Origin of the sequence: Luedemannella helvata, assembly GCF_039528415.1 — a bacterium.
GTDB lineage: Bacteria > Actinomycetota > Actinomycetes > Mycobacteriales > Micromonosporaceae > Luedemannella > Luedemannella helvata.
Map to the genome: position 1 here is coordinate 32,498 of NZ_BAAALS010000021.1, position 21,116 is coordinate 53,613.

Annotated in this window: 17 protein-coding genes and 1 tRNA gene; 15 read left to right on the forward strand and 3 right to left on the reverse strand. The window is 71.8% G+C overall.

Features of this window, described 5'->3' with window-relative positions:
* Window positions 1–165 precede the first annotated feature (165 nt).
* A complete protein-coding gene (locus ABD191_RS20205) occupies window positions 166–1,485 on the forward strand; it encodes an MFS transporter (RefSeq protein ID WP_425560782.1) in 1,320 nt (439 codons plus the stop codon).
* On the opposite strand, the gene ABD191_RS20210 is transcribed toward ABD191_RS20205, so the two are convergent.
* Both ABD191_RS20210 and ABD191_RS20215 read right to left on the reverse strand, forming a co-directional pair.
* Window positions 1,458–2,450: a S1C family serine protease gene (locus ABD191_RS20210; protein ID WP_344084236.1), complete on the reverse strand. Its 993-nt coding sequence runs from the start codon at window positions 2,448–2,450 to the stop codon at window positions 1,458–1,460. The genes ABD191_RS20205 and ABD191_RS20210 overlap by 28 nt on opposite strands.
* A gap of 3 nt (window positions 2,451–2,453) precedes the next feature.
* Window positions 2,454–3,803, reverse strand: a complete 1,350-nt coding sequence (locus ABD191_RS20215; protein ID WP_344084239.1) for an FAD-binding oxidoreductase — start codon at window positions 3,801–3,803, stop codon at window positions 2,454–2,456.
* Window positions 3,804–3,948: 145 nt separating this feature from the next.
* On the opposite strand from ABD191_RS20215, the gene pabB reads away from it, so the two are divergent.
* The 8 genes from pabB (at window position 3,949) to ABD191_RS20255 (ending at window position 14,551) form a co-directional block, all read left to right on the forward strand.
* The gene (gene pabB / locus ABD191_RS20220; RefSeq protein ID WP_344084242.1) at window positions 3,949–5,997 is read left to right on the forward strand and encodes an aminodeoxychorismate synthase component I; all 2,049 of its coding nucleotides are present in this window, start codon (window positions 3,949–3,951) and stop codon (window positions 5,995–5,997) included.
* Between the two features lie 25 nt (window positions 5,998–6,022).
* Window positions 6,023–6,442, forward strand: a complete 420-nt coding sequence (locus tag ABD191_RS20225) for a PPOX class F420-dependent oxidoreductase (RefSeq protein ID WP_344084245.1) — start codon at window positions 6,023–6,025, stop codon at window positions 6,440–6,442.
* A 205-nt stretch (window positions 6,443–6,647) separates the two neighbouring features.
* Window positions 6,648–6,737, forward strand: coding sequence for a K(+)-transporting ATPase subunit F (kdpF, locus tag ABD191_RS20230; protein ID WP_344084248.1), 90 nt, complete (start codon window positions 6,648–6,650; stop codon window positions 6,735–6,737).
* Window positions 6,737–8,368, forward strand: coding sequence for a potassium-transporting ATPase subunit KdpA (gene kdpA, locus ABD191_RS20235; RefSeq protein ID WP_344084251.1), 1,632 nt, complete (start codon window positions 6,737–6,739; stop codon window positions 8,366–8,368). The genes kdpF and kdpA overlap by 1 nt, the downstream gene beginning before the upstream one ends.
* 14 nt (window positions 8,369–8,382) lie before the next feature.
* A complete protein-coding gene (gene kdpB / locus ABD191_RS20240; protein WP_344084254.1) occupies window positions 8,383–10,455 on the forward strand; it encodes a potassium-transporting ATPase subunit KdpB in 2,073 nt (690 codons plus the stop codon).
* The gene (locus tag ABD191_RS20245) at window positions 10,455–11,321 is read left to right on the forward strand and encodes a potassium-transporting ATPase subunit C (protein WP_344084257.1); all 867 of its coding nucleotides are present in this window, start codon (window positions 10,455–10,457) and stop codon (window positions 11,319–11,321) included. Before kdpB ends, ABD191_RS20245 begins: the two co-directional genes overlap by 1 nt.
* Before the next feature lie 27 nt (window positions 11,322–11,348).
* Window positions 11,349–13,880: a sensor histidine kinase gene (locus ABD191_RS20250; RefSeq protein ID WP_344084260.1), complete on the forward strand. Its 2,532-nt coding sequence runs from the start codon at window positions 11,349–11,351 to the stop codon at window positions 13,878–13,880.
* The gene (locus tag ABD191_RS20255; RefSeq protein WP_344084263.1) at window positions 13,877–14,551 is read left to right on the forward strand and encodes a response regulator; all 675 of its coding nucleotides are present in this window, start codon (window positions 13,877–13,879) and stop codon (window positions 14,549–14,551) included. Before ABD191_RS20250 ends, ABD191_RS20255 begins: the two co-directional genes overlap by 4 nt.
* A 26-nt stretch (window positions 14,552–14,577) precedes the next feature.
* On the opposite strand, the gene ABD191_RS20260 is transcribed toward ABD191_RS20255, so the two are convergent.
* Window positions 14,578–14,651 (reverse strand) — tRNA-Leu (locus ABD191_RS20260).
* Window positions 14,652–14,738: 87 nt separating this feature from the next.
* Here ABD191_RS20260 and ABD191_RS20265 point away from each other — a divergent pair.
* The 6 genes from ABD191_RS20265 to ABD191_RS20290 all read left to right on the forward strand — a co-directional run bounded on the left by ABD191_RS20265 (window position 14,739) and on the right by ABD191_RS20290 (window position 21,089).
* A complete protein-coding gene (locus tag ABD191_RS20265) occupies window positions 14,739–15,344 on the forward strand; it encodes an ANTAR domain-containing response regulator (protein ID WP_344084266.1) in 606 nt (201 codons plus the stop codon).
* 399 nt (window positions 15,345–15,743) lie between these two features.
* On the forward strand, window positions 15,744–17,006 hold the full coding sequence (locus tag ABD191_RS20270) for a branched-chain amino acid ABC transporter substrate-binding protein (RefSeq protein ID WP_344084269.1): 1,263 nt from the start codon (window positions 15,744–15,746) through the stop codon (window positions 17,004–17,006).
* A 103-nt stretch (window positions 17,007–17,109) separates the two neighbouring features.
* The gene (locus tag ABD191_RS20275; RefSeq protein ID WP_344084272.1) at window positions 17,110–18,162 is read left to right on the forward strand and encodes a branched-chain amino acid ABC transporter permease; all 1,053 of its coding nucleotides are present in this window, start codon (window positions 17,110–17,112) and stop codon (window positions 18,160–18,162) included.
* A gap of 2 nt (window positions 18,163–18,164) precedes the next feature.
* Window positions 18,165–19,469, forward strand: coding sequence for a branched-chain amino acid ABC transporter permease (locus ABD191_RS20280; protein ID WP_344084275.1), 1,305 nt, complete (start codon window positions 18,165–18,167; stop codon window positions 19,467–19,469).
* Window positions 19,466–20,293, forward strand: coding sequence for an ABC transporter ATP-binding protein (locus ABD191_RS20285; protein ID WP_344084278.1), 828 nt, complete (start codon window positions 19,466–19,468; stop codon window positions 20,291–20,293). Before ABD191_RS20280 ends, ABD191_RS20285 begins: the two co-directional genes overlap by 4 nt.
* Window positions 20,294–20,363: 70 nt before the next feature.
* Window positions 20,364–21,089, forward strand: a complete 726-nt coding sequence (locus tag ABD191_RS20290) for an ABC transporter ATP-binding protein (RefSeq protein ID WP_425560784.1) — start codon at window positions 20,364–20,366, stop codon at window positions 21,087–21,089.
* The last annotated feature ends 27 nt before the right edge of the window (window positions 21,090–21,116 follow it).

Sequence of the window (21,116 nt, forward strand, 5' to 3'; positions counted from 1 at the left end):
GTCGGGCCATGTGTTCGTCGGACTCGCGATGCAGCCTCTGTTCCACAGAACGTCCACAAAACGTCCGTGCGGCCACGAGGACATCACCGCCGCTACCCCGGACGAGGGCGGCTTCCGGGAGGCGCGCCGGTGTCCGGGTGTGGTGCGTAACACTCGGTCGCGTCTATGGTCCTTACGGAGGGCAGTGCGAAGAATGGTCCGGTGAGCCCCCGGACCTTCCTCATCGACACCCGGCCGCTGCGCCACGCCGCCTTCCGGCGTACGTGGATCGGCAACGGGGTGTCCGGCGTGGGCTTCCAGCTCACGGCCGTGGCGGTGCCGGTCGAGATGTACGAGATCACGAAGTCGTCCGTGTGGGTGGGCCTCATCGGCATCGCCGGGCTCGTACCGCTGCTGGTTTTCGCCCTGCTCGGGGGTGCCATCGCGGACGCGGTCGACCGCCGCAAGCTCCTGCTGGCCAGCTCGGCGGTCACCTGGGTGGTCACCCTCGCCCTGCTCGTGCAGGCGGTCGCCGGGTGGAACAGCCCGGTGCTGCTGCTGTGTCTGGTCGCCGTGCAGGCCGTCGGGTTCGCCCTGACCAACCCGGTCCGCCAGGCCATCATCCCGCGGCTCGTGCCGGCCGAGGATGTGCCGGCGGCGCAGACGATCAGCTTCACGACCAGCAACGCCGCCATGGTCCTGGGGCCCCTGATCGCCGGTGTGGTGATCCAGCTCGCCGGCTTCGCGGCGGCGTACGCGATCGACGCGGCCCTGTTCGCCGTGTCCGTGTGGGCGTCGCTGAGGCTGCCCCCGCTGCCGCCGGAACGCGCGAGCGCCGGCCCGGCGTCGATGGGCGTCCGGGCGGTGGCCGACGGCCTGCGGTACCTCGCGACCACGCCGATCATCGCGCTGTCGTTCGCCGTGGATCTCATCGCCATGATCTTCGCGATGCCCCGGGCGCTGTTCCCGGAGATGGCCGACGAGCGGTTCGGTGGGCCGGGCGCCGTCGGCTGGCTGTACTCGGCCATCGCGCTCGGCGCGGTCGCCGGTGGCCTGGTGTCCGGCTGGATCGGCCGGGTGCGCCGGCAGGGCGTCGCGCTCGTCGGCGCGGTCGTGGTGTGGGGCCTGGCCGTCGCGGCGGCCGGCGTGGCGCACCAGCTGTGGCTCGCGGTCGCGTTGCTCGCCGTGGCCGGTGCCGGCGACCTGGTCAGCGGCGTGTACCGGCAGACCATCATGTCCCTCTACGCCCCCGACGAGATGCGGGGCAGGCTGCAGGGCGTCTTCACGGCCGTCGTCGCCGGCGGTCCCCGGCTGGGTGACCTGCGGGCCGGCATCACGGCGTCGCTCGTCGGGCCGACGCTGGCCTGGGCGGGTGGTGGCGTGGCCGCCGCCGTTCTCGTCATCGTGCTGGCGGTGGCGTTCCCGGTGCTGCGCCGCTACGACGGGCGGCCGCCGGCTGCCGCGCGGGACGAGACGGCTCAGCCGAGTACGACCGCCGTCGTGTGACGCTGTCCGGCGCGCTGGTACTCCACGGTCACGCGGTCGCCGGCGCGGTGGGTGACCGTGATCCTGAGCAGGTCGTCCGTTGTCGTCGCCGCGGCGCTGTCGACCGCGGTGACGAGGTCGCCGATCTCCAGCCCGGCCCGCCGCGCCGGGCCCTGCGGGTCGAGCGTCCGGATCACGAGCCCGGCCGCGACCGGTACGGCCGACAGGCCCAGCGTCGCGGGGGTGAACTGACCGGTCGCGATGATCTCGTCGGCCACCCGGCGGGCGAAGTCGCCCGGAATGGCGAAGCCCAGGCCGGCGCTCCCCGCACCGCCCGGGGGCACCGCGCCGGCCGTGTTGACCCCCACCAGCCGGCCGTCGCAGTCGACCAGCGGCCCGCCGGAGTTGCCGGGGTTGATCGCCGCGTCGGTCTGGATCGCCTCGGCCAGCACGGCGGCGCGCCCGCTCGTGGCCGGCACTGACACGTCGCGGCCGAGCGCGCTGACGATCCCGGCGGTCACCGTCCCGGTCAGGCCCAGCGGGGACCCGAGCGCGACCACCGGCTGGCCCACCCGCAGGGCCGCCGAGCTGCCCTCCGCGATCGGGGACACGGCGCGGCCGGCCGGCAGCCGCAGCACGGCCAGGTCGACGAGGTCGGCGTGGCCCACGATGGTGGCCGGCTGCTGCTCGCCGTCGTCGAGCAGCACCGTGACCGAGCCGCGGCCCACTGCCGACGCGATGACGTGCGCGTTCGTGAGGACGTACCCATCACCATGGATGATCGCTCCGCTGCCGGTGCCGGCGGCCGTGGCGCCCGCGGCCGAGACGGTGACCACGGACGGCAGGACCCGCTGGGCGACCGTCACGGCGTCGCAGCCGCCGGCGGCGGACTCGTCACCGGTGCGCCCGGCCAGCCAGCCGACCGCGCCGACGACCACGGCCACGGCGACGCCTGCCGCGATGAGGAGTCCGGTCCGCCCGCGCATCGGTCAGGCGGGCGCGATGTTGTGGTTGAGCCGGAACACGTTGTCCGGGTCGTAGCGGCGCTTCACCTCGGCCAGCCTGGCCAGGTTGTCCGGGCCGAGCCCGGAGCTCACCCGGTCTGCGCCCTCGCCGCCGATGAAGTTGAGGTACACGTCGCCGGTCGCCCACGGCCGGACGGCGGCGCGCACGTCGCGTACCCACTGCCGCCCCCGGTCGTCGTCGGCCGGGTCGTCCCACAGCCCGAACGGGTGCACCACCCAGGCGGCCCGCCGCCACGGCAGCGGCTGGTCGGCGCCGACCCGGGCGACCGCGCCGCCCTGCGGGAAGAGCACGTGCTGCGACGGCGACGGCACGATCATGCCGGCCGCCTGGGCGCAGAAGGCGTCGACGGCCTCGTCGGGGAACTCGTCGAGGTGCTCGGCCGACCAGTAGTTCCGGTAGCCGGGCGGGTCGTCGAACATGCACTGCAGGTCGCCGTACGGCATCTCGGCGATCATCGTGCCGGCCGGCCGCAACGCGAGCAGGGGCGCGACGGCCGCGCGTGCGGTCGCCTCGTCGCCCGCGTAGGTCAGAAGGACCACGCACGTCAGCCGCCCCACCAGCTCGGGCGGCACGAACGGCTCCGGCGGCCCGGTGAGGAAGACGAACCCGCCGCCCAGCTCGTCGGGCGCGGTGGCCAGCAGGTCCCGGTACGCCCGCCCCACCTCGGGCCCGGCCTCCGGCGGCCAGAGCAGCAACCCGGCCGTGAACCGCGGCAGCGGGTGCAGCCGCAACGTCAGCGAGGTGGCGATGCCGAAATTGCCGCCGCCGCCGTGCAGAGCCCAGAACAGCTCCGGGTGCTCCCGCTCGGAGGCGGTGAGTGTCGTCCCGTCGGCGGTGACCAGGTCGACGGAGACCAGGTTGTCGCAGGCCAGGCCGAACAGCCGATCGAGCCAGCCGGTGCCCCCGCCGAGCGTGAACCCGCCGACGCCGGTCGACGACACGCGCCCGCCGGTCGTGGCCAACCCGCTCGGCTGGGTGGCGCGGTCGAGGTCGCTCATGGTCGCCCCGCCGCCGATCGTCACCGTGCGGGCGTCGGGGTCCACGCTGACGCCGTTCATCCGGCGCAGGTCGATGACGAGCCCGTCGTCGACGAGCGCCATGCCCGCGACGCTGTGCCCGCCGCCCCGCACGGCGATCGGCAGCCCGTTGCGCCGCCCGTACCGCACGGCGGCGACGACGTCGGCCACGGATGCGCACTGGGCGATGACCGCCGGCCGCCGGTCGATCATGGCGTTGAAGACCTGGCGTCCCTCGTCGTACCCGGCGTCACCCGGCGCGAGCACCGCACCGGCCAGGAGCCCTATTTCTGACATTAAGGAAGTATATGGAGTTTTTGCCCCGCGGGGCTGCCGGAACTCGACGACACTGTTCGATTGATCGACAGGTGTGACGGGTCGCTCACTACCGGCGGCCGGCCCGGCCGGCCACACTGGGTGGCTGGACCGAACCGGGAGAATCGTGCGGACCCTGCTCGTAGACAACTACGACTCGTTCACCTACAACCTCTTCCACTACCTGGCCGAGGTGAACGGCGAGGAGCCCGAGGTCGTCGTGAACGACGATCCCCGCTGGCAACCGGCGCACCTCGCGGACTTCGACAACGTCGTACTCTCGCCCGGCCCCGGCCATCCGGAGAAGAGCGCCGATTTCGGCCTGTGCCGGCAGATCCTGGCGGATGGCGACCTGCCCGTGCTCGGCGTCTGCCTGGGCCACCAGGGCATCGCCGCCGTCGCCGGCGCGCGCGTGGGGCGGGTCAGCCCCTGGCACGGCCGCGTCTGCGCGATCCGCCACGACGGGTCCGAGCTGTTCGCCGGCCTCCCGTCGCCGTTCGACGCGGTCCGTTACCACTCCCTGGCCGTGGCCGACCTGCCGCCAGCCCTCGCCGCCACGGCATGGGCCCCGGACGGCACGATCATGGCGCTGCGCCACCGGACCAGGCCCCGCTGGGGTGTGCAGTTCCACCCCGAGTCGATCGGCTCCGCGTACGGCAGGCGACTGCTGGCGAACTTCCGCGACCTGACCCCGCACCGCGACCGGCCGCGCCGGGCCGGCCCCACCCGACCGGAGGCGACCCGTTCGGCGGCGATCCGGGTGCGCCATGCCGTGGTCAGCCGCGCGCTGCCCACGGCGTGGTCGGACGAGGCCGCCTTCGCCGCGCTGTTCGCCGCTGGCGATCACGCGTACTGGCTGGACAGCAGCCGCGCGGACGGCGACCTGGGCCGATTTTCGATCATGGGTAACGCCGACGGTCCGCGGGCCCGGGTGGCCACAGCGGACGTCGCCACGGGCACCGTGACCGTCCGGTCGGCGGCCGGCACGCGGACGGTCGACGGACCGTTCCTGGGTTGGCTCGATGAGGATCTCGCCGTCAACCGGGTCGAGGATCCGGGGCTGCCCTGCCCGTTCGCGCTCGGCTGGGTGGGCTACCTGGGGTACGAGCTGAAGGCCGAGTGCGGCGGCGAGCCCGCGCACCGCTCGGACCTGCCGGACGCGGCCATGGTGTTCGCCGACCGGGCCCTCGTCCTCGATCACGCGACCGCCACGACATACCTGTTGGCGTTCGGCGGCGACGAGGCGTGGCTCGACGAGGCGGCGGCGCGGCTGGTCGGGGTGGTCGAGCCTGACCCGCCGTCCGCTGCGCGGCCGTTCGGCGAGCTGCGTGCCCGGCACGATGTCGAGGCCTATCACGCGCTCATCGAGGCGTGCCAGCGGGAGATCGCGGCGGGGGAGAGCTACGAGGTCTGCCTCACCAACATGATCGAGGCGGACGGCGACCTGGACCCGTGGGAGGGGTACCGGCTGCTGCGCCGGATCAGCCCGGCCCCGTTCGGCGCGCTGCTGCGCTTCGGCGAGCTGAGCGTGCTGAGCACCTCGCCGGAGCGGTTCCTGCGGGTCAGCGCCGCCGGGGTGGCCGAGTCGCGGCCCATCAAGGGCACCCGCCGGCGCGGCGCCACGCCCGACGAGGACGCGGCGCTGGTCGCCGACCTCGACGGCAGCGCCAAGGACCACGCCGAGAACCTGATGATCGTCGACCTGGTCCGCAACGACCTGGGCCGCTGCGCGCGGGTCGGCTCGGTCGACGCGAGCGACGTGTTCCGCGTCGAGACGTACGCGATGGCCCACCAGTTGGTCAGCACGGTCACCGCGCGCCTGCGCGCGGACGCGGGCGCGGTGTCCTGCGTGCGCGCCGCGTTCCCGCCCGGCTCGATGACGGGCGCGCCGAAGGTACGCACCATGCGGATCATCGACGGCCTGGAGGCCGGCCCGCGCGGCGTCTACTCCGGCGCGATCGGCTACTTCTCGCTGACCGGCGCGGCCGACCTGAGCGTGGTGATCCGGACCGCCGTCGTGACGCCCGGCCGGGTCCGCTACGGGGTGGGCGGGGCGATCATCGCGCTGTCCGACCCGGCCGAGGAGATCGCCGAGACGGCCGTCAAGGCGGCGCCGGTCGAGGCGCTTACGGGGTCCCGGGTGCCACTTCGTCCCCGCGCGGCGTCGCTGCGCTGACCTGGTACGCGGGCACACTGACCCCATGGCGAAAGCGATGACTGACGCGCAGTGGCGCGCGTTCGTGTCCGTGGGCACCCGTACCGGCAAGGTCGCCACGGCGGGCCCGCCGCACGTCGTGCCCGTCTGGTTCGTGCTCGACGGCGACGACGCGGTGTTCACGACCGGCAGGGAGACCGTGAAGGGCCGCCGGCTGGCCCGCGACAGCCGGGCCGCCCTGTGCGTCGATGACGAGCGACCGCCGTTCGCGTTCGTCCTGTTGCGGGGACCGGTCACCCTCAGCGAGGACCTCGACGACATGTTGTACTGGGCGACCCGGATCGGCGTGCGGTACATGGGCGAGGAGGCCGGCGTCGCCTTCGGCGCCCGCAACGCCGTGCCCGGCGAGATGCTCGTGCGCCTGCGGGCCGAGCACGTCACGGCGTTCGCCGACCTCACGGACTGATCCGTGGCCGCTCGGCGGCGTCAAGAAATCATCAACGGCCATAGGGATTCCATAAAAGGCCCTGTGGGGGCCGCCCGCGCCGGGCTTGACTGCTCACGTGTCACTCGATCACGTGGAGGTTTCCGGTGGCTGACCTGGTCTTCGTCGCGCTGACGGTCGCGGTCTTCGCGCTCGTCGGCCTCGTGCTGCGGGCGGTGGAGCGCCTGTGAGCGCCGAGAACATCGCCGGTCTGGTCGTGGCGGCCGCGCTGGCCGTCCTGCTGGTGGCCGCTCTGCTCTTCCCGGAGCGGTTCTGATGCTGTCCGTCCTCTCGTTGATCATCGCGGTGGCGCTCGCGTACCGCTTCTTCGGCGACTACCTGTACCGCGCCCTGCACCCCGTACGGCACTCGCGGGTCGAGCGGGTCCTCTACCGACTCGTCGGGGTGGACCCGGACGCCGAGCAGTCGTGGGGCCGCTACGCCCGCGCGCTGCTCGCCTTCTCGGCCGTGTCCCTGCTGTTCCTCTACCTCTTCCAGCGGGTGCAGGACCGGCTGTGGCTCAGCCTCGGCTTCGCCGCGGTGGCACCAGACCAGGCCTGGAACACCGCGGTCAGCTTCGTGACGAACACGAACTGGCAGTCGTACTCCGGCGAGACCACGATGGGCCACCTCGTGCAGATGGCCGGGCTCGCGGTGCAGAACTTCGCCTCCGCTGCGGTCGGCGTCGCCGTGGCGCTCGCGCTGGTGCGCGGCTTCGCCCGCTCGCGCACCGACCAGCTCGGCAACTTCTGGGTCGACCTCGTACGCGTGAGCCTGCGGGTGCTGCTGCCGGTGGCCGCCGTCGGCGCGCTCGTCCTGGTGGCCGGCGGGGTGGTGCAGAACCTGTCGGCCGGCACGGACGCCACGACCGTGGCCGGTGCCGCGCAGCACCTCACGGGCGGGCCGGTGGCCAGCCAGGAGGTCATCAAGGTGCTGGGCACCAACGGCGGCGGCTTCTACAACGTCAACTCGGCGCACCCCTTCGAGAACCCGACCGGCTGGACCAACTGGGTGCAGTTGTTCCTGATCCTGCTCATTCCGGCCAGCCTGCCGCGCGTGTTCGGCCGCATGGTGGGCGACCGGCGCCAGGGCCTGGCCATCGCGTCGATCATGGCGATCCTCGCGGTCGCGAGCGTCGTGGCGGTGACCGCGTTCCAGGCGGCCCACGGCGGCACGGTGCCGCAGGCCGTCGGCGCGGCGACCGAGGGGACGGAGACCCGCTTCGGCGTCGTCCAGTCGGCCGTCTTCGCGGCCGTCACGACGCTGACGTCGACCGGGGCGGTGAACTCGTTCCACGACTCGTACACGGCGCTGGGCGGCATGGTGCCGCTGGTCAACATGATGCTGGGCGAGGTCGCGCCCGGCGGCACCGGTTCCGGCCTGTACGGGATGCTGATCCTGGCCGTGATCACGGTGTTCGTGGCCGGCCTCATGGTGGGCCGCACGCCGGAGTACCTCGGCAAGAAGATCGGCCCGCGTGAGATCAAGTTCGCGTCGCTATACCTGCTCGTCACGCCCGCGCTCGTGCTGACCGGTACCGCGGTCGCGATGTCCGTGGGCCGGTCGTCGATGCTCAACGGCGGCCCGCACGGCCTGACCGAGGTGCTCTACGCCGTCACGTCCGCCGCCAACAACAACGGCTCGGCCTTCGCGGGGCTGTCCGCCAACACGACCTTCTACAACACCGTCCTGGGACTGTGCATGGCGCTCGGCCGGTTCCTGCCGATCGTGTTCGTGCTCGGGCTCGCGGGCGCGCTGGCCCGCCAGCAGCCCGTACCCGCCTCGGCCGGCACACTGCGCACGTACCAACCGCTCTTCGTCGGTCTGGTCGTCGGCGTGACCCTCATCGTCGTGGCGCTCACCTTCCTGCCCGCCCTCGCGCTGGGCCCTCTCGCGGAGGGCCTGTGATGACAAGGACTCCCATGGGACCGCTCGTGTGGGCCGCGCTGCCCGACGCCCTGCGCAAGTTCAACCCCGCCACCCTGTGGCGCAACCCCGTCATGTTCATCGTCGCGGTCGGTTCGCTCTTCACCACGGTGCTCGCCGTCGCGCGGCCGAGCCTGTTCGCCTGGCTCATCACCGGCTGGCTGTGGCTGACCGTCCTGTTCGCCAACCTGGCCGAGGCGGTCGCCGAGGGCCGGGGCAAAGCCCAGGCGGCCAGCCTGCGCCAGGCCAGGCGCGACACCGTGGCCCGGCGGCTGGTCGACTGGGCGCCCGGCGCCGCCGCGCCGGTCGAGCAGCAGGTCGGCGCGGCCGACCTGCGGCCCGGCGACATCGTCGTGGTCGAGGCCGGCCAGACCATCCCCGGCGACGGGGACGTGGTCGAGGGCATCGCGAGCGTCGACGAGTCGGCCATCACGGGCGAGTCGGCGCCGGTGATCCGCGAGTCCGGCGGTGACCGCAGCGCCGTCACCGGCGGCACGCGGGTGCTCTCCGACCGCATCGTCGTGCGGATCACACAGCGGCCCGGCGAGAGCTTCGTGGACCGCATGATCGCCCTGGTGGAGGGCGCCAACCGGCAGAAGACGCCGAACGAGATCGCGCTCAACATCCTGCTCGCCACGCTGACGCTGGTGTTCCTGCTGGCCGTCGCGACGCTGCAACCCCTGGCGATCTACAGCAAGGCTGTCGCGGGGTTCGCGCCGGACAGCCTCGCGCTGACCGCCGACGGGGTCACCGGCATCGTGCTCGTCTCGCTGCTCGTGTGCCTCATCCCGACGACGATCGGGGCGCTGCTGTCGGCGATCGGCATCGCCGGCATGGACCGGCTCGTGCGGCGCAACGTGCTCGCCATGAGCGGCCGGGCCGTCGAGGCGGCCGGCGACGTGACCACCCTGCTGCTCGACAAGACCGGCACGATCACCCTGGGCAACCGGCAGGCCAGCGACCTGGCGCCCGTCGACGGCGTCGACGTGGCCGAACTCGCCGACGCGGCCCAGCTGTCGAGCCTGGCCGACGAGACGCCGGAGGGCCGGTCCATCGTCGTGTACGCCAAGCAGCGCCACGGGCTGCGCGAGCGCGACCCGGGCGAGCTGTCGGCGGCCACCTGGGTGCCGTTCACCGCGCAGACCCGCATGTCCGGAGTGGACGTCGGCGACCGGCAGATCCGCAAGGGCGCGGCCACCGCGGTCATGGCGTGGGTACGCGCCCACGGCGGTCACCCCACCGCCCAGGTGGGCGAGCTGGTCGACGGCATCTCCGGCTCCGGGGGCACCCCGCTGGTCGTCGCCGAACGCGTCGGCGACGGGCCCGCCCGCGCGCTGGGCGTCGTGCACCTCAAGGACGTCGTCAAGCACGGCATGCGCGAGCGCTTCGACGAGATGCGCCGGATGGGCATCCGAACGGTGATGATCACCGGCGACAACCCGGTGACCGCGCGGGCGATCGCGGCGGAGGCCGGCGTGGACGACTTCCTCGCCGAGGCCACGCCCGAGGACAAACTCGCCCTCATCCGGCGGGAGCAGGCGGGCGGCAACCTCGTCGCGATGACGGGCGACGGCACGAACGACGCCCCCGCGCTGGCCCAGGCCGACGTCGGCGTCGCCATGAACACCGGCACGTCGGCGGCCAAGGAGGCCGGCAACATGGTCGACCTGGACTCCGACCCCACGAAGCTCATCGAGATCGTGGCGATCGGCAAGCAGTTGCTGATCACCCGTGGCGCGCTGACCACGTTCTCCATCGCCAACGACATCGCGAAGTACTTCGCGATCATCCCGGCGATGTTCGTGGTCGTCTACCCGGGCCTGGAGACGCTCAACATCATGCGGCTGGCGAGCCCGACCTCGGCGATCCTGGCCGCGGTCATCTTCAACGCCCTCGTCATCGTCGCGCTGATCCCGCTCGCGTTGCGCGGGGTCCGCTACCGGCCGGGCGGGGCGGCCGTGCTGCTGCGCCGCAACCTGCTCGTCTTCGGCGTGGGCGGGGTCATCGCCCCGTTCGTCGGCATCAAGCTCATCGACCTCATCATCTCGTCCATCCCGGGGATCTCCTGATGCGCGTACCGTCCTGGCTCGGCCCACACCTCGCGGCGCTGCGCGCGCTGCTCGTCCTCACCGCACTGCTCGGCATCGCGTACCCGCTGGCCGTCACCGGGGCCGCCCGGCTGCCGGGCCTGGCAGAGCGCGCCGACGGATCGCTCATCACGGTCGACGGCACGATCGTGGGCAGCCGCCTCATCGGACAGCTGTTCACGGACGGCACCGGAAAACCCCTTTCCGGGTACGTGCAGCCGCGCCCGTCCGCGGCCGGCTCCGGCTACGACCCCACCGCGACCTCGGCCAGCAACCTCGGTCCCGAGGACATCGTCGACGACCCGGCCGGCGGCCGGCTGAGCCTGCTGACCCAGGTCTGCGCCCGCAGCCGCGCGATCGGCGAACGGGAGGGAGTGGACGGCCGGCGCCCGTACTGCACGGCCGGCGGGGTCGGTGCCGTGCTGGCGGTGTTCCACCGCGGCGGCGCGGCCGGGCCGGTCACCCGCGCGGTCAGCCTCAACGAGCCGTGCCCGGCGACGCCGTTCCTGGCGGCCTACGCGGGCGTGGCGGTCGAGTGCGCGACGCCCGGCGCGGACTACGCCGCCGCGGTCGTCACGCCCGTACGGGGCGACGCGCCCGCCCACCCGGCCGTACCGGCCGACGCGGTGACCGCCAGCGGCAGCGGGCTGGACCCGCACATCAGCGTCGCGTACGCCACCCTGCAGGCGCCCCGCGTGGCGCGCGAACGCGGCGTCGACGTGGCGGTCGTGCGGGACCTCATTGCCGCGCACACGGCCCGACCGGCGCTCGGCTTCCTCGGCGAGCCCGGGGTCAATGTCCTCGAACTCAATGTCGACCTCGACCGGCGCCACCCGGCCCGGGGCTAGATTGGGTACGGAAAGGGGGCCCTCGCCATGGCACGCGGCCAGCTGCGCGTCTACCTGGGTGCCGCACCGGGCGTCGGCAAGACGTACCGGATGCTGGAGGAGGGCCGCCGCCGCGCGCGGCGCGGCACGGACGTGGTCGTCGGTCTCGTGGAGACCCACGACCGGCCGAACACGGCGGCGCTGCTGGCCGGGCTCGAGATCGTGCCGCGCCGGGAGCTGACCCACCGGGGCGTGGTGTTCACCGAGCTGGACCTCGACGCCGTCCTGGCCCGCCGGCCCGAGGTGGCCCTCGTCGACGAGCTGGCGCACACCAACGTGCCCGGCACCCGCCACACCAAGCGGTGGCAGGACATCGAGGCGCTGCTCGACGCGGGCATCACCGTGCTCACCACGGTCAACATCCAGCACCTGGAATCGCTCAACGACGTGGTCCACCAGATCACGGGCGTACCGCAGCGGGAGACCGTACCGGACGAGGTGGTGCGCCGGGCCGAGCAGATCGAGCTGGTCGACATGACGCCGGAGGCCCTGCGCCGCCGGATGGCGCACGGCAACGTCTACCGGCCCGAGCGGGTCGATGCCGCTCTGGGCAACTACTTCCGGGTCGGCAACCTGACCGCGCTGCGCGAGCTGGCCCTGCTGTGGCTGGCCGACCGGGTGGACGACGAGCTCGACCGGTACCGGGCCGACCACGGCATCGACGCGACCTGGGAGGCACGCGAACGGGTGGTGGTGGCGCTGACCGGCGGACCGGAGGGCGACACGCTCGTGCGCCGGGCCGCGCGCGTCGCCGCCCGGACCAAGGGCGCCGACCTGCTCGCCGTCCATGTCGCCCGCAACGACGGGCTGGCCGGCGCGGACTCCGCGCTGCTGGCCCGCCAGCGGGTACTCGTGGAGAGCCTGGGCGGCACCTACCACCAGGTGGTCGGCGCGGACGTGCCGACCGCGTTGCTCGACTTCGCGCGCGGGGTCAACGCCACCCAGCTCGTCCTCGGCGCGAGCCGGCGCGGCCGGTTCGCGCAGGTGTTCTCGCGCGGCGTCGGCGTCACGACGGCCGCCGCGTCCGGCTCCATCGACGTGCACCTCGTCACGCACGAGCGGGCGAACCGGGGCCGCCGGTCGGCCGCGACCGGCCGCGGCCTGTCGGCGCGGCGGCGGCTTTCCGGCTTCGCGGTCGCCGCGCTGGGCCTGCCGCTGCTGACCGTGGTGCTGGACCGGTTGCGTGCCGACGTCTCGCTGCCCAGCACCATGCTGCTGTTCCTGTCGCTCGTCGTGGCGGTGGCCCTGGTCGGTGGGCTGGCTCCCGCCCTGGTCGCGGCCGTGGGCGGCTTCCTACTGATCAACTACTTCTTCACGCCGCCGCTGGCCGGGTTCACGATCGCCGAGCGGGAGAACGTGCTCGCGCTCGTGGTCTTCCTCGTCGTCGCCGCCGCGGTGGCCACCGTGGTCGACCTGGCGGCGCGGCGCACCCGGGAGGCGGCCCGCGCGCACGCTGAGGCGCAGACGCTCGCCATCGTCGCCGGCAGCGTGCTGCGCGGGCAACAGCCGCTGCCCGCGCTGCTGGAGCGGCTGCGCGAGACGTTCGGCCTGGCGGGGGTGAGCCTGCTGGAACTGCGCCCCGGCCAGCCGCTGACGCCGGACGTGCGCCGGGACCCGACCGCGTGGGCCGTCGCGGCGAGCGTGGGGGACGCCTGCGCCGCGCCGGCCGAGGGCCAGACGGACGTACCCGTGGATGACGGCCTGGCGCTGGTCCTGCGGGGTGAGCCACTCGCGGCGGCCGACCGGCGCATCGTCGAGGCGTTCGCCGCGCAGGCCGCGATCGCGCTGCGCCAGCAGCGCCTGGCCGAGCAGGCCGCCGCGGCGGGCGAGCTGGCCGACGCCGACCGGCTGCGCGCCGCGCTGCTGTCGGCCGTGAGCCACGACCTGCGCACCCCGCTCGCCTCGGCGAAGGCGGCCGTGGGCAGCCTGCGCAGTCCGGACGTGGAGTTCCCGGCCGAGGACCGGGAGGAGCTGCTGGCCACCGCCGAGGAGTCGATCGACAAGCTGACCCGGCTCGTGGAGAACCTGCTCGACATGAGCCGGCTGCAGGCCGGCGCGCTCGGCGTGCACCCGCAGGCCCTCAGCGTCGCCGAGGCCGTGCCGCGGGCGGTCGACGATCTGGGCGACGCGGCGGGCGACGTGCGCCTGGCCGTCCCCGACGACCTGCCGGAGGTGTACGCCGATCCCGCGCTGCTGGAGCGCATCCTGGTGAACGTGCTCGCCAACGCGCTGCGCTACAGCCCGCCCGACCGCCCCCCGCTGATCATGGCCAGTGTCCACGATGGGCGCATGCAGGTGCGCGTCGTCGATCACGGGCCGGGCATCCCGCCGGCCGACCGCGACCGGGTGTTCCTGCCGTTCCAGCGGCTCGGGGACCGGGACAACGCCACCGGCATCGGGCTGGGCCTCGCGCTGTCGCGGGGCCTCGCGCAGGCCATGGGCGGCAACCTGGAGCCGGACAGCACGCCCGGCGGCGGGCTCACCATGATCCTCAGCCTGCCGACGGTGGCGGCGCCGTGACCCGGGTGCTCGTGGTCGACGACGAGCCGCAGATCCTGCGGGCCCTGCGGATCACCCTGCGCGCCCACAGGTACGAGGTGATCGGCGCGGCCGACGGGGCCGCCGCGCTGGCCGCCGCCGCGTCCGGCCACCCGGAGTTGGTGGTCCTCGACCTGGGCCTGCCCGACATGGACGGCGTCGAGGTGATCCGGCGGCTTCGCGCGTGGAGCACCGTGCCGATCCTCGTGCTGTCGGGGCGCGCGAGCGGCCCGGAGAAGGTGGACGCGCTCGACGCGGGGGCGGACGACTACGTGACCAAGCCGTTCGGCATCGACGAGCTGCTGGCCCGGATGCGGGCGGTCGTCCGCCGCCACGGGACGCCGCAGCCGCCCGGCACGTACCGCATCGGGCAGTACGAGGTGGATCTCGCGGCCCGGGTCGCTCGGCACGGCGCGGCGACCCAGCACCTGACCCGCACGGAGTGGCGCCTGCTGGAGGTGCTGACCCGCAGCGCCGGCGCCCTCGTCGGGCACCGCGAGCTGCTGGAGGCGGTGTGGGGCCCGACGTACCTCAACGAGACGCAGTACCTGCGCCAGTACGTCGCCCAGCTGCGGCGCAAGCTGGAGGACGACCCGGCGCGGCCACGCCACCTGCTCACGGAGCCGGGCATGGGATACCGCTTCCAGCCGTGACGATGTCCGAAAAGCTGAGGCGATTGTGTCCCCGGTGGGATTTGAACCCACACTGTCGGAGGTTTGAGCTCCGTTCCTCTGCCGGTTGGGATACGGGGACGAGGGCTGCAATAGCGTAACCGTTAGTCTAGGCGCACCGGCATCAACCCGAGGCCGACGACATGATCTTGATGCTCTGGGGGTACGTGTGACCGAGGTGCAGAGCCGTCGGGTGCTCATCGCCGAGGACGAGGCGCTGATCCGGCTGGACCTCCGCGAGATGCTCGTCGAGGAGGGCTACGACGTCGTCGGCGAGGCTGGCGACGGTGAGACCGCGGTGAAGCTGGCCGAGGATCTCCGCCCCGACCTCGTGATCCTCGATATCAAAATGCCGATCATGGATGGCCTCGCGGCCGCCGAGAAGATCGCCGGCCCCCGGCTTGCCGCTGTCGTCATCCTGACCGCGTTCAGCCAGCGCGACCTCGTCGAGCGCGCCCGCAGCGCCGGCGCGATGGCGTACCTGGTGAAGCCCTTCCAGAAGACCGACCTGGTCCCGGCCATCGAGGTGGCGCTGTCCCGCTTCGCCGAGGTGGCCGCGCTGGAGGCCGAGGTCGCCTCGCTCACCGACCGGCTGGAGACCCGCAAGGCCGTCGAGCGCGCCAAGAGCAAGCTCATGATCGCGTACGCGATGAACGAGCCCGAGGCGTTCAAGTGGATCCAGCGCACGGCGATGGACCACCGGATGACCATGCGCGAGGTCGCCGATCGCATCCTCGCGGAGGATCTGCCCGGCTCGGGGTCCCAGAGCCAGTGATCATCGCGCCCGGGCCGCGTTAGCCCGGAGATTATGCGGCTGTGGCCGGGGTGTCGCGTCACCCCGGCCACAGCTGTGTCACGGCTTGGTTGATATTGCCTTCCGGCCGGTCGCAATGCTTGACACCCAATGTGACGCAGCTTACGTTCGGCCGCACGACGCGGCAGCGTAATGCTTGCCCGCGGCTCGCCGGCAGGACCGACCCGGACAGGAGGACCGCGATCGTCGTGGTCATCACGTGCCCACCCACGCCACGAGATCACCAAGTGGCCGGGCGGAAACGCTGCGGAAACCTCCCAGTTGAAGGATCAGTTCCCGTCGGCCTGGCGCGGCACGCGACCAGCGGGTCGGAGTCACCACCCCCGGCCAGCCGGCGTAAGACGAGTGAGAGGGATGTGGATGAACAGGCGGTTGAAGGCCGTAGCGGCGCTCGGTGCTATCGCCCTCGTGGCGGCAGGCTGCGCCAGCGAGAACGAGACGGGCGGTGACTCGGGGGGCAAGACCCTGATCATCGGCGTCGACCTGCCCTTCCAGGGCGCTTCCGCGGACACGTCCGAGGCGACGTACAACGCGATGCAGCTGTACTTGGACCAGATTGGCGGCAAGGCCGGCAACTACACGGTCAAGCTGCAGAAATACGACGACTCGACCGCCGCAAAGGGTGGCTGGGACGACGCGACCTGCTCGAAGAACGCGACCGACCACGTGAACAACGCTGACGAGGTCGCGGTCATGGGCACCTACAACTCGGGTTGCGCGAAGCTCCAGGTGGGCACGCTCAACCAGGCCCCCGACGGCCCGCTGCTCATGGTGTCGCACGCGAACACCAACCCGGGCCTGACGAAGGCGTGGGAGCCGGGCGAGCCGGAGAAGTTCTTCCCGTCGGGCACCCGCAGCTACGCCCGCGTCATCACCACTGACGACTACCAGGGCGCGGCCGCGGCGCAGTTCGCCTCCAAGGACCTCCAGGTCAAGAAGTGCTTCGTCCTCAACGACAACCAGACGTACGGTCAGGGTGTCGCGAAGGCGTTCGCCGACGAGGCCGCCAAGCAGGGCATCCAGGTGCTCGCCAACGAAGCGTGGGACGCGAAGGCCACGAACTACACCGCCCTCATGCAGAAGATCAAGTCGGCCGGCGCCGACTGCGTCTACCTGGGCGGCATCTACGACAACAACGGTGGCCAGCTCGTCAAGGACAAGGTGGCCGTCCTCGGTGACAACAAGGGCGCCGTCAAGCTGATCGGCCCCGACGGCTTCACCGGCTACGAGGACTTCCAGAAGCTCCCGGCGGGCGAGGGCACCTACCTCACCTTCGCGGGCCTCGACGCCTCGCAGCTGAAGTCGGCCGGTGGCAAGGGCTCCAAGCTGCTCGCGGACTACGCCGCCAAGTACGGCAAGGAGCCGGCCAGCTCGTACGTCCTCTACGGCGTGCAGGCCCTGCAGGTCATCCTGGCCGCGATCGAGAAGTCGGACGGCACCCGCAAGGGCGTCAACTCGCAGGTCTTCTCGGGCGCCGGCATCAGCATCTCCGCCGCCGACGCGGTGCTGGGCAAGGATCTGAAGATCGACCCGGCGACCGGTGACATCAACGTGCGCGACCTCTCGGTCCTGCAGATGACCTCCGGTGCCGAGAAGTTCGTCAAGCCCTGGCCGCTTCCCTGACAAACAGTCACCACGCCGACGGTGCGGCACCCCTTCCCGGGGTGCCGCACCGGCGGCGCCTGACCCGGCACTACCCCTGGCCGGCGGAACGTAGGAGCACCCCGTGACAACATCCGTGGCCGCGAACCCGCGCCCACGTCTGGGACAACAGATCCGGACGTACGCGTACTGGGCAGCGGCGATCGCCATCATCGTCCCGACGGTTATCTGGCTCGGCTGGGAGATCGCGACCGAGCCCGTCCTGTTCTTCTCGTCGGCGGTCGCCGGACTCAGTAATGGCGCCCTGTACGCGCTCATCGCGCTCGGCTACACCCTCGTCTACGGCATCATCGAGCTGATCAACTTCGCCCACGGCGACCTGTTCATGCTCGGCACACTGTTCAGCGGGCTGGTGCTCGTCACGATCCTCGGCCAGACCGTCACCGGCGTGAGCCTGGTCGGCTGGCTGTCCTTCATTCTCGCGTTGGTCGCCGTCGCCGCGTTCTGCGCCAGCATCAACGTGACGATCGAGTTCTTCGCGTACCGGCGGCTGCGCCGCGCGCCCAAGCTGGCGCCGCTCATCACCGCCGTCGGCATCAGCTTCATCCTGCAGTGGGTCGGCCTGAAGTGGAACGGCTCGATGCAGAAGACGGGGTGGCCGAGCCTGCTCCCGCAGGGCGCGCTCAACATCGCCGGCGTCGAGATCCGCTACACCTTCTTCGTGGTGCTGGCGGTGACCATCCCGGTGCTGCTCCTGCTCACCTGGGTGGTCACGAAGACCCGCGCGGGCAAGGCGATGCGCGCCACCGCGCAGGACCAGGACGCGGCCCGCCTCATGGGCATCAACGTCAACCGCACGATCTCGTTCACCTTCGCGGTCGGCGGCGCGCTCGCGGGCGTCGCCGGCGTCATGTACCAGCAGACGATCGGTACGACCCGGTACGACCTGGGCTTCCAGCTCGGCCTCGTGGCCTTCACCGCCGCGGTGCTGGGCGGCATCGGCAACCTGCCGGGCGCCGTGCTCGGCGGCGTGCTCATCGGCCTGATCCAGGGCATCAACGACGGCGTCGGGCTCGGCCAGAAGTACTCGGCGACCGTGGTCTTCACCATCCTCATCCTGGTGATGGTGTTCCGGCCCGCCGGCCTGCTGGGTAGCTCCGTCGGGGAGAAGGTGTAGGCGTGAGCAGCGAAACCATGTCCGTCGTACCACCGACCCGCCGGCGCTTCGCGCTGCCCCACTCGGCCCGGTGGCCGCTGGGCTTCGCCATCGCCGCGCTGGCCCTGTTCGCGCTCTACTACTTCGTCTACTACGGTCCGGTCGACCCGGACTTCAAGGCGTGGGTCCAGCGCTGGCTGTCCATCGCCTCGATGAACGAGTCGCTCGTATGGATCATGTGCGCGCTCGGCCTCAACATCGTCGTCGGCTACGCCGGCCTGCTCGACCTGGGCTTCGTCGCCTTCTGGGCGATCGGCGGGTACACGGTCGGCTGGCTGATGTCGGCGTTCTTCCAGCAGGTCGACATCAACATCCTGGGCACGGCCCCCGCCGGACAGCGCGGCATCCATATCAACTTCTGGATAGTCCTGGTCATCGCGGGGGCGTTATGCGCGCTCATGGGCGTGTTCATCGGTGCGCCCACCCTGCGGCTGCGCAGCGACTACCTGGCCCTCGTCACGCTGGGCTTCGGTGAGATCATCCCGCAGCTCTTCTACAACGGCGACAACTTCTTGCAGACCGGCTTCAACCTGACGAACGGGACCAAGGGCATCCTGCCGGTGGACCCGGTGGAGGCCGCGGCCTTCGACAAGAGCGGCGTCGGCTTCCGCAACCTCGGCGTCTTCGATCACCTCTCCAAGTACGTGATCTTCGTCTTCCTGGTCGTGATCATCGTGTTCGTGTCGCTGCGGCTGCGCGAGGGCCGGCTCGGCCGGGCCTGGCTGGCCATCCGCGAGGACGAACTGGCCGCCAGCGCCATGGGCGTACCGCTGATGCGCACCAAGCTGTCGGCCTACGCCGTCGGCGCCATCGCGGGCGGGTTCGGCGGCGCGGCGTTCGCCATCCACATCAACGGCGTGCTGCCCGACCGCTTCAAGTTCGACATCTCGATCATCCTGCTCGCGATGGTCGTACTCGGCGGCATGGGCAACGTCTGGGGCGTCATCCTCGGCGCGTTCGCCATCTCGTGGGTGAACTCGACGGGCCTGCCGCAGGCCGGCAACGCGTTCAACGAGTCCTTCGGGACCAATATCGACTTCCCGAGCTTCAACTTCCTGCTGTTCGGTGCTGTGCTGGTGCTGATGATGCTGTTCCGGCGCGAAGGCATCCTGCCTGAAGCGCGCACCCGGCTGGTGCTGCGCGAGCCGGGCCGCACCGAGGCGGAGTCGCTGGGCGCCGACATGGAAGCGCAGGCACCGGAGTTGGAGGCACTGCCCGACGTCGAGGTGGCGGGCGAGGCAACGACGGACGAAGGGAAGCGGTCATGACCGCGGCGGTGGAACCCACCGGACCGGTGGTGCCGGACGCGCCGGCGGCGGCGCTGCACGCCGAGGGCATCAAGGTGCAATTCGGCGGCCTGATCGCCGTCAACGGGGTCAACTTCACCGTGCCCAACGGTGGCATCGTCAGCCTCATCGGTCCCAACGGCGCGGGCAAGACCACGTTCTTCAACGCGCTCACGGGCCTGTACAAGGTGGCCGCCGGGTACGTCCTGCTGGGCGGGCGTGACATCACGGGGCTGCCGCCGCACCGGGTCGCCGACCTGGGGCTCGCGCGCACGTTCCAGAACATCCGGCTGTTCGGCCTCATGACCGCCGAGGAGAACGTCAAGGTGGCCATGCACAGCCACCTGAAGTCCGGGGTCTTCGGCACCGTCCTGCGTACCCCGCGGCAGCGCCGCGAGGAGAAGGAGGCGCACGAGACCGCCCTGGAGCTGCTCGACTTCGTCGGCATCGGCAAGACCGCCGGCGAGTACGCCCGCAACCTCTCCTACGGCGACCAGCGTCGCCTGGAGGTCGCCCGGGCACTGGCGCTCAGGCCGAAGGTGCTGCTCCTGGACGAGCCGACGGCCGGCATGAACCCGCGCGAGTCCGCGCAGTTCACTGAGTTCGTCCACCGGGTGCGCGACGAGAAGGGCCTGTCGCTGCTGCTCATCGAGCACGACATGAGCGTGGTCATGCGCGTGTCCGAGCACATCACGGTGCTCGACCGGGGCGAGAAGATCGCCGAGGGCTCGCCCGAGCAGATCCGGACCAACGACAGGGTCATCGAGGCGTACCTGGGCACCGCGGGCAAGGAGAGTGGGGCATGACCGAGCGGAGCGAGGGCATCATCAAGCTCGGGGTCGGTCACGGCGACGCCGGGCGAAGCGAGGTGGCGGCATGACGGGCGCGACAGGGCCGATGCTGACGCTGAATGACATCCACGTCTACTACGGCAACATCGCCGCGGTGAAGGGCGTGACGATCGACGTCAACGAGGGCGAGATCGTCACACTGATCGGCTCCAACGGCGCCGGCAAGTCCACCACCCTGCGGACCATCTCGGGCCTGCTCAAGCCGCGCAAGGGCAATGTCACGTTCCTGGGCAGGCGCATCGACGGGATCAACGCCCACGACATCGTGGGGCTGGGCATCGCCCAGTCGCCGGAGGGCCGGCGCATCTTCCCGAAGATGACCGTGTCGGAGAACCTCGACCTCGGCGCCTTCCTGCGCAAGGACAAGGCGGAGATCGCGGCCGACAAGGAGCGGATGCTCGAACTGTTCCCGCGGCTGCGGGAGCGCATCGCGCAGAAGGCCGGCACGATGTCCGGCGGCGAGCAGCAGATGCTGGCCGTCGCCCGGGCGCTCATGGCCCGGCCGAAGCTGCTCCTGCTCGACGAGCCGTCGATGGGCCTGGCGCCCGTACTCGTGGATCTGATCTTCGACACGATCAAGCGGATCCGGGAGCAGGGCACCACCGTGCTGCTCGTGGAGCAGAACGCGCTGGCGGCACTGGGCATCGCCGACCGGGCCTACGTGCTGGAGTCCGGCACGCTCAAGCTGGCCGGGTCGGCCGCCGAACTCCGCCAGGATGACGACATCGTCAAGGCGTACCTGGGCGGCTAGTTTCGTCGGACGTGAGGGCTAGGGTAG

What these genes read in the sequence shown, in the direction of transcription:
- ABD191_RS20205 (WP_425560782.1), top strand. Translation starts at nt 166, where the DNA reads ATGGTCCTTACGGAGGGCAGTGCGAAGAATGGTCCGGTGAGCCCCCGG.
- ABD191_RS20210 (WP_344084236.1), bottom strand. Translation starts at nt 2,450, where the DNA reads ATGCGCGGGCGGACCGGACTCCTCATCGCGGCAGGCGTCGCCGTGGCC.
- ABD191_RS20215 (WP_344084239.1), bottom strand. Translation starts at nt 3,803, where the DNA reads ATGTCAGAAATAGGGCTCCTGGCCGGTGCGGTGCTCGCGCCGGGTGAC.
- ABD191_RS20225 (WP_344084245.1), top strand. Translation starts at nt 6,023, where the DNA reads ATGGCGAAAGCGATGACTGACGCGCAGTGGCGCGCGTTCGTGTCCGTG.
- kdpA (WP_344084251.1), top strand. Translation starts at nt 6,737, where the DNA reads ATGCTGTCCGTCCTCTCGTTGATCATCGCGGTGGCGCTCGCGTACCGC.
- kdpB (WP_344084254.1), top strand. Translation starts at nt 8,383, where the DNA reads ATGGGACCGCTCGTGTGGGCCGCGCTGCCCGACGCCCTGCGCAAGTTC.
- ABD191_RS20245 (WP_344084257.1), top strand. Translation starts at nt 10,455, where the DNA reads ATGCGCGTACCGTCCTGGCTCGGCCCACACCTCGCGGCGCTGCGCGCG.
- ABD191_RS20250 (WP_344084260.1), top strand. Translation starts at nt 11,349, where the DNA reads ATGGCACGCGGCCAGCTGCGCGTCTACCTGGGTGCCGCACCGGGCGTC.
- ABD191_RS20270 (WP_344084269.1), top strand. Translation starts at nt 15,744, where the DNA reads ATGAACAGGCGGTTGAAGGCCGTAGCGGCGCTCGGTGCTATCGCCCTC.
- ABD191_RS20285 (WP_344084278.1), top strand. Translation starts at nt 19,466, where the DNA reads ATGACCGCGGCGGTGGAACCCACCGGACCGGTGGTGCCGGACGCGCCG.
- ABD191_RS20290 (WP_425560784.1), top strand. Translation starts at nt 20,364, where the DNA reads ATGACGGGCGCGACAGGGCCGATGCTGACGCTGAATGACATCCACGTC.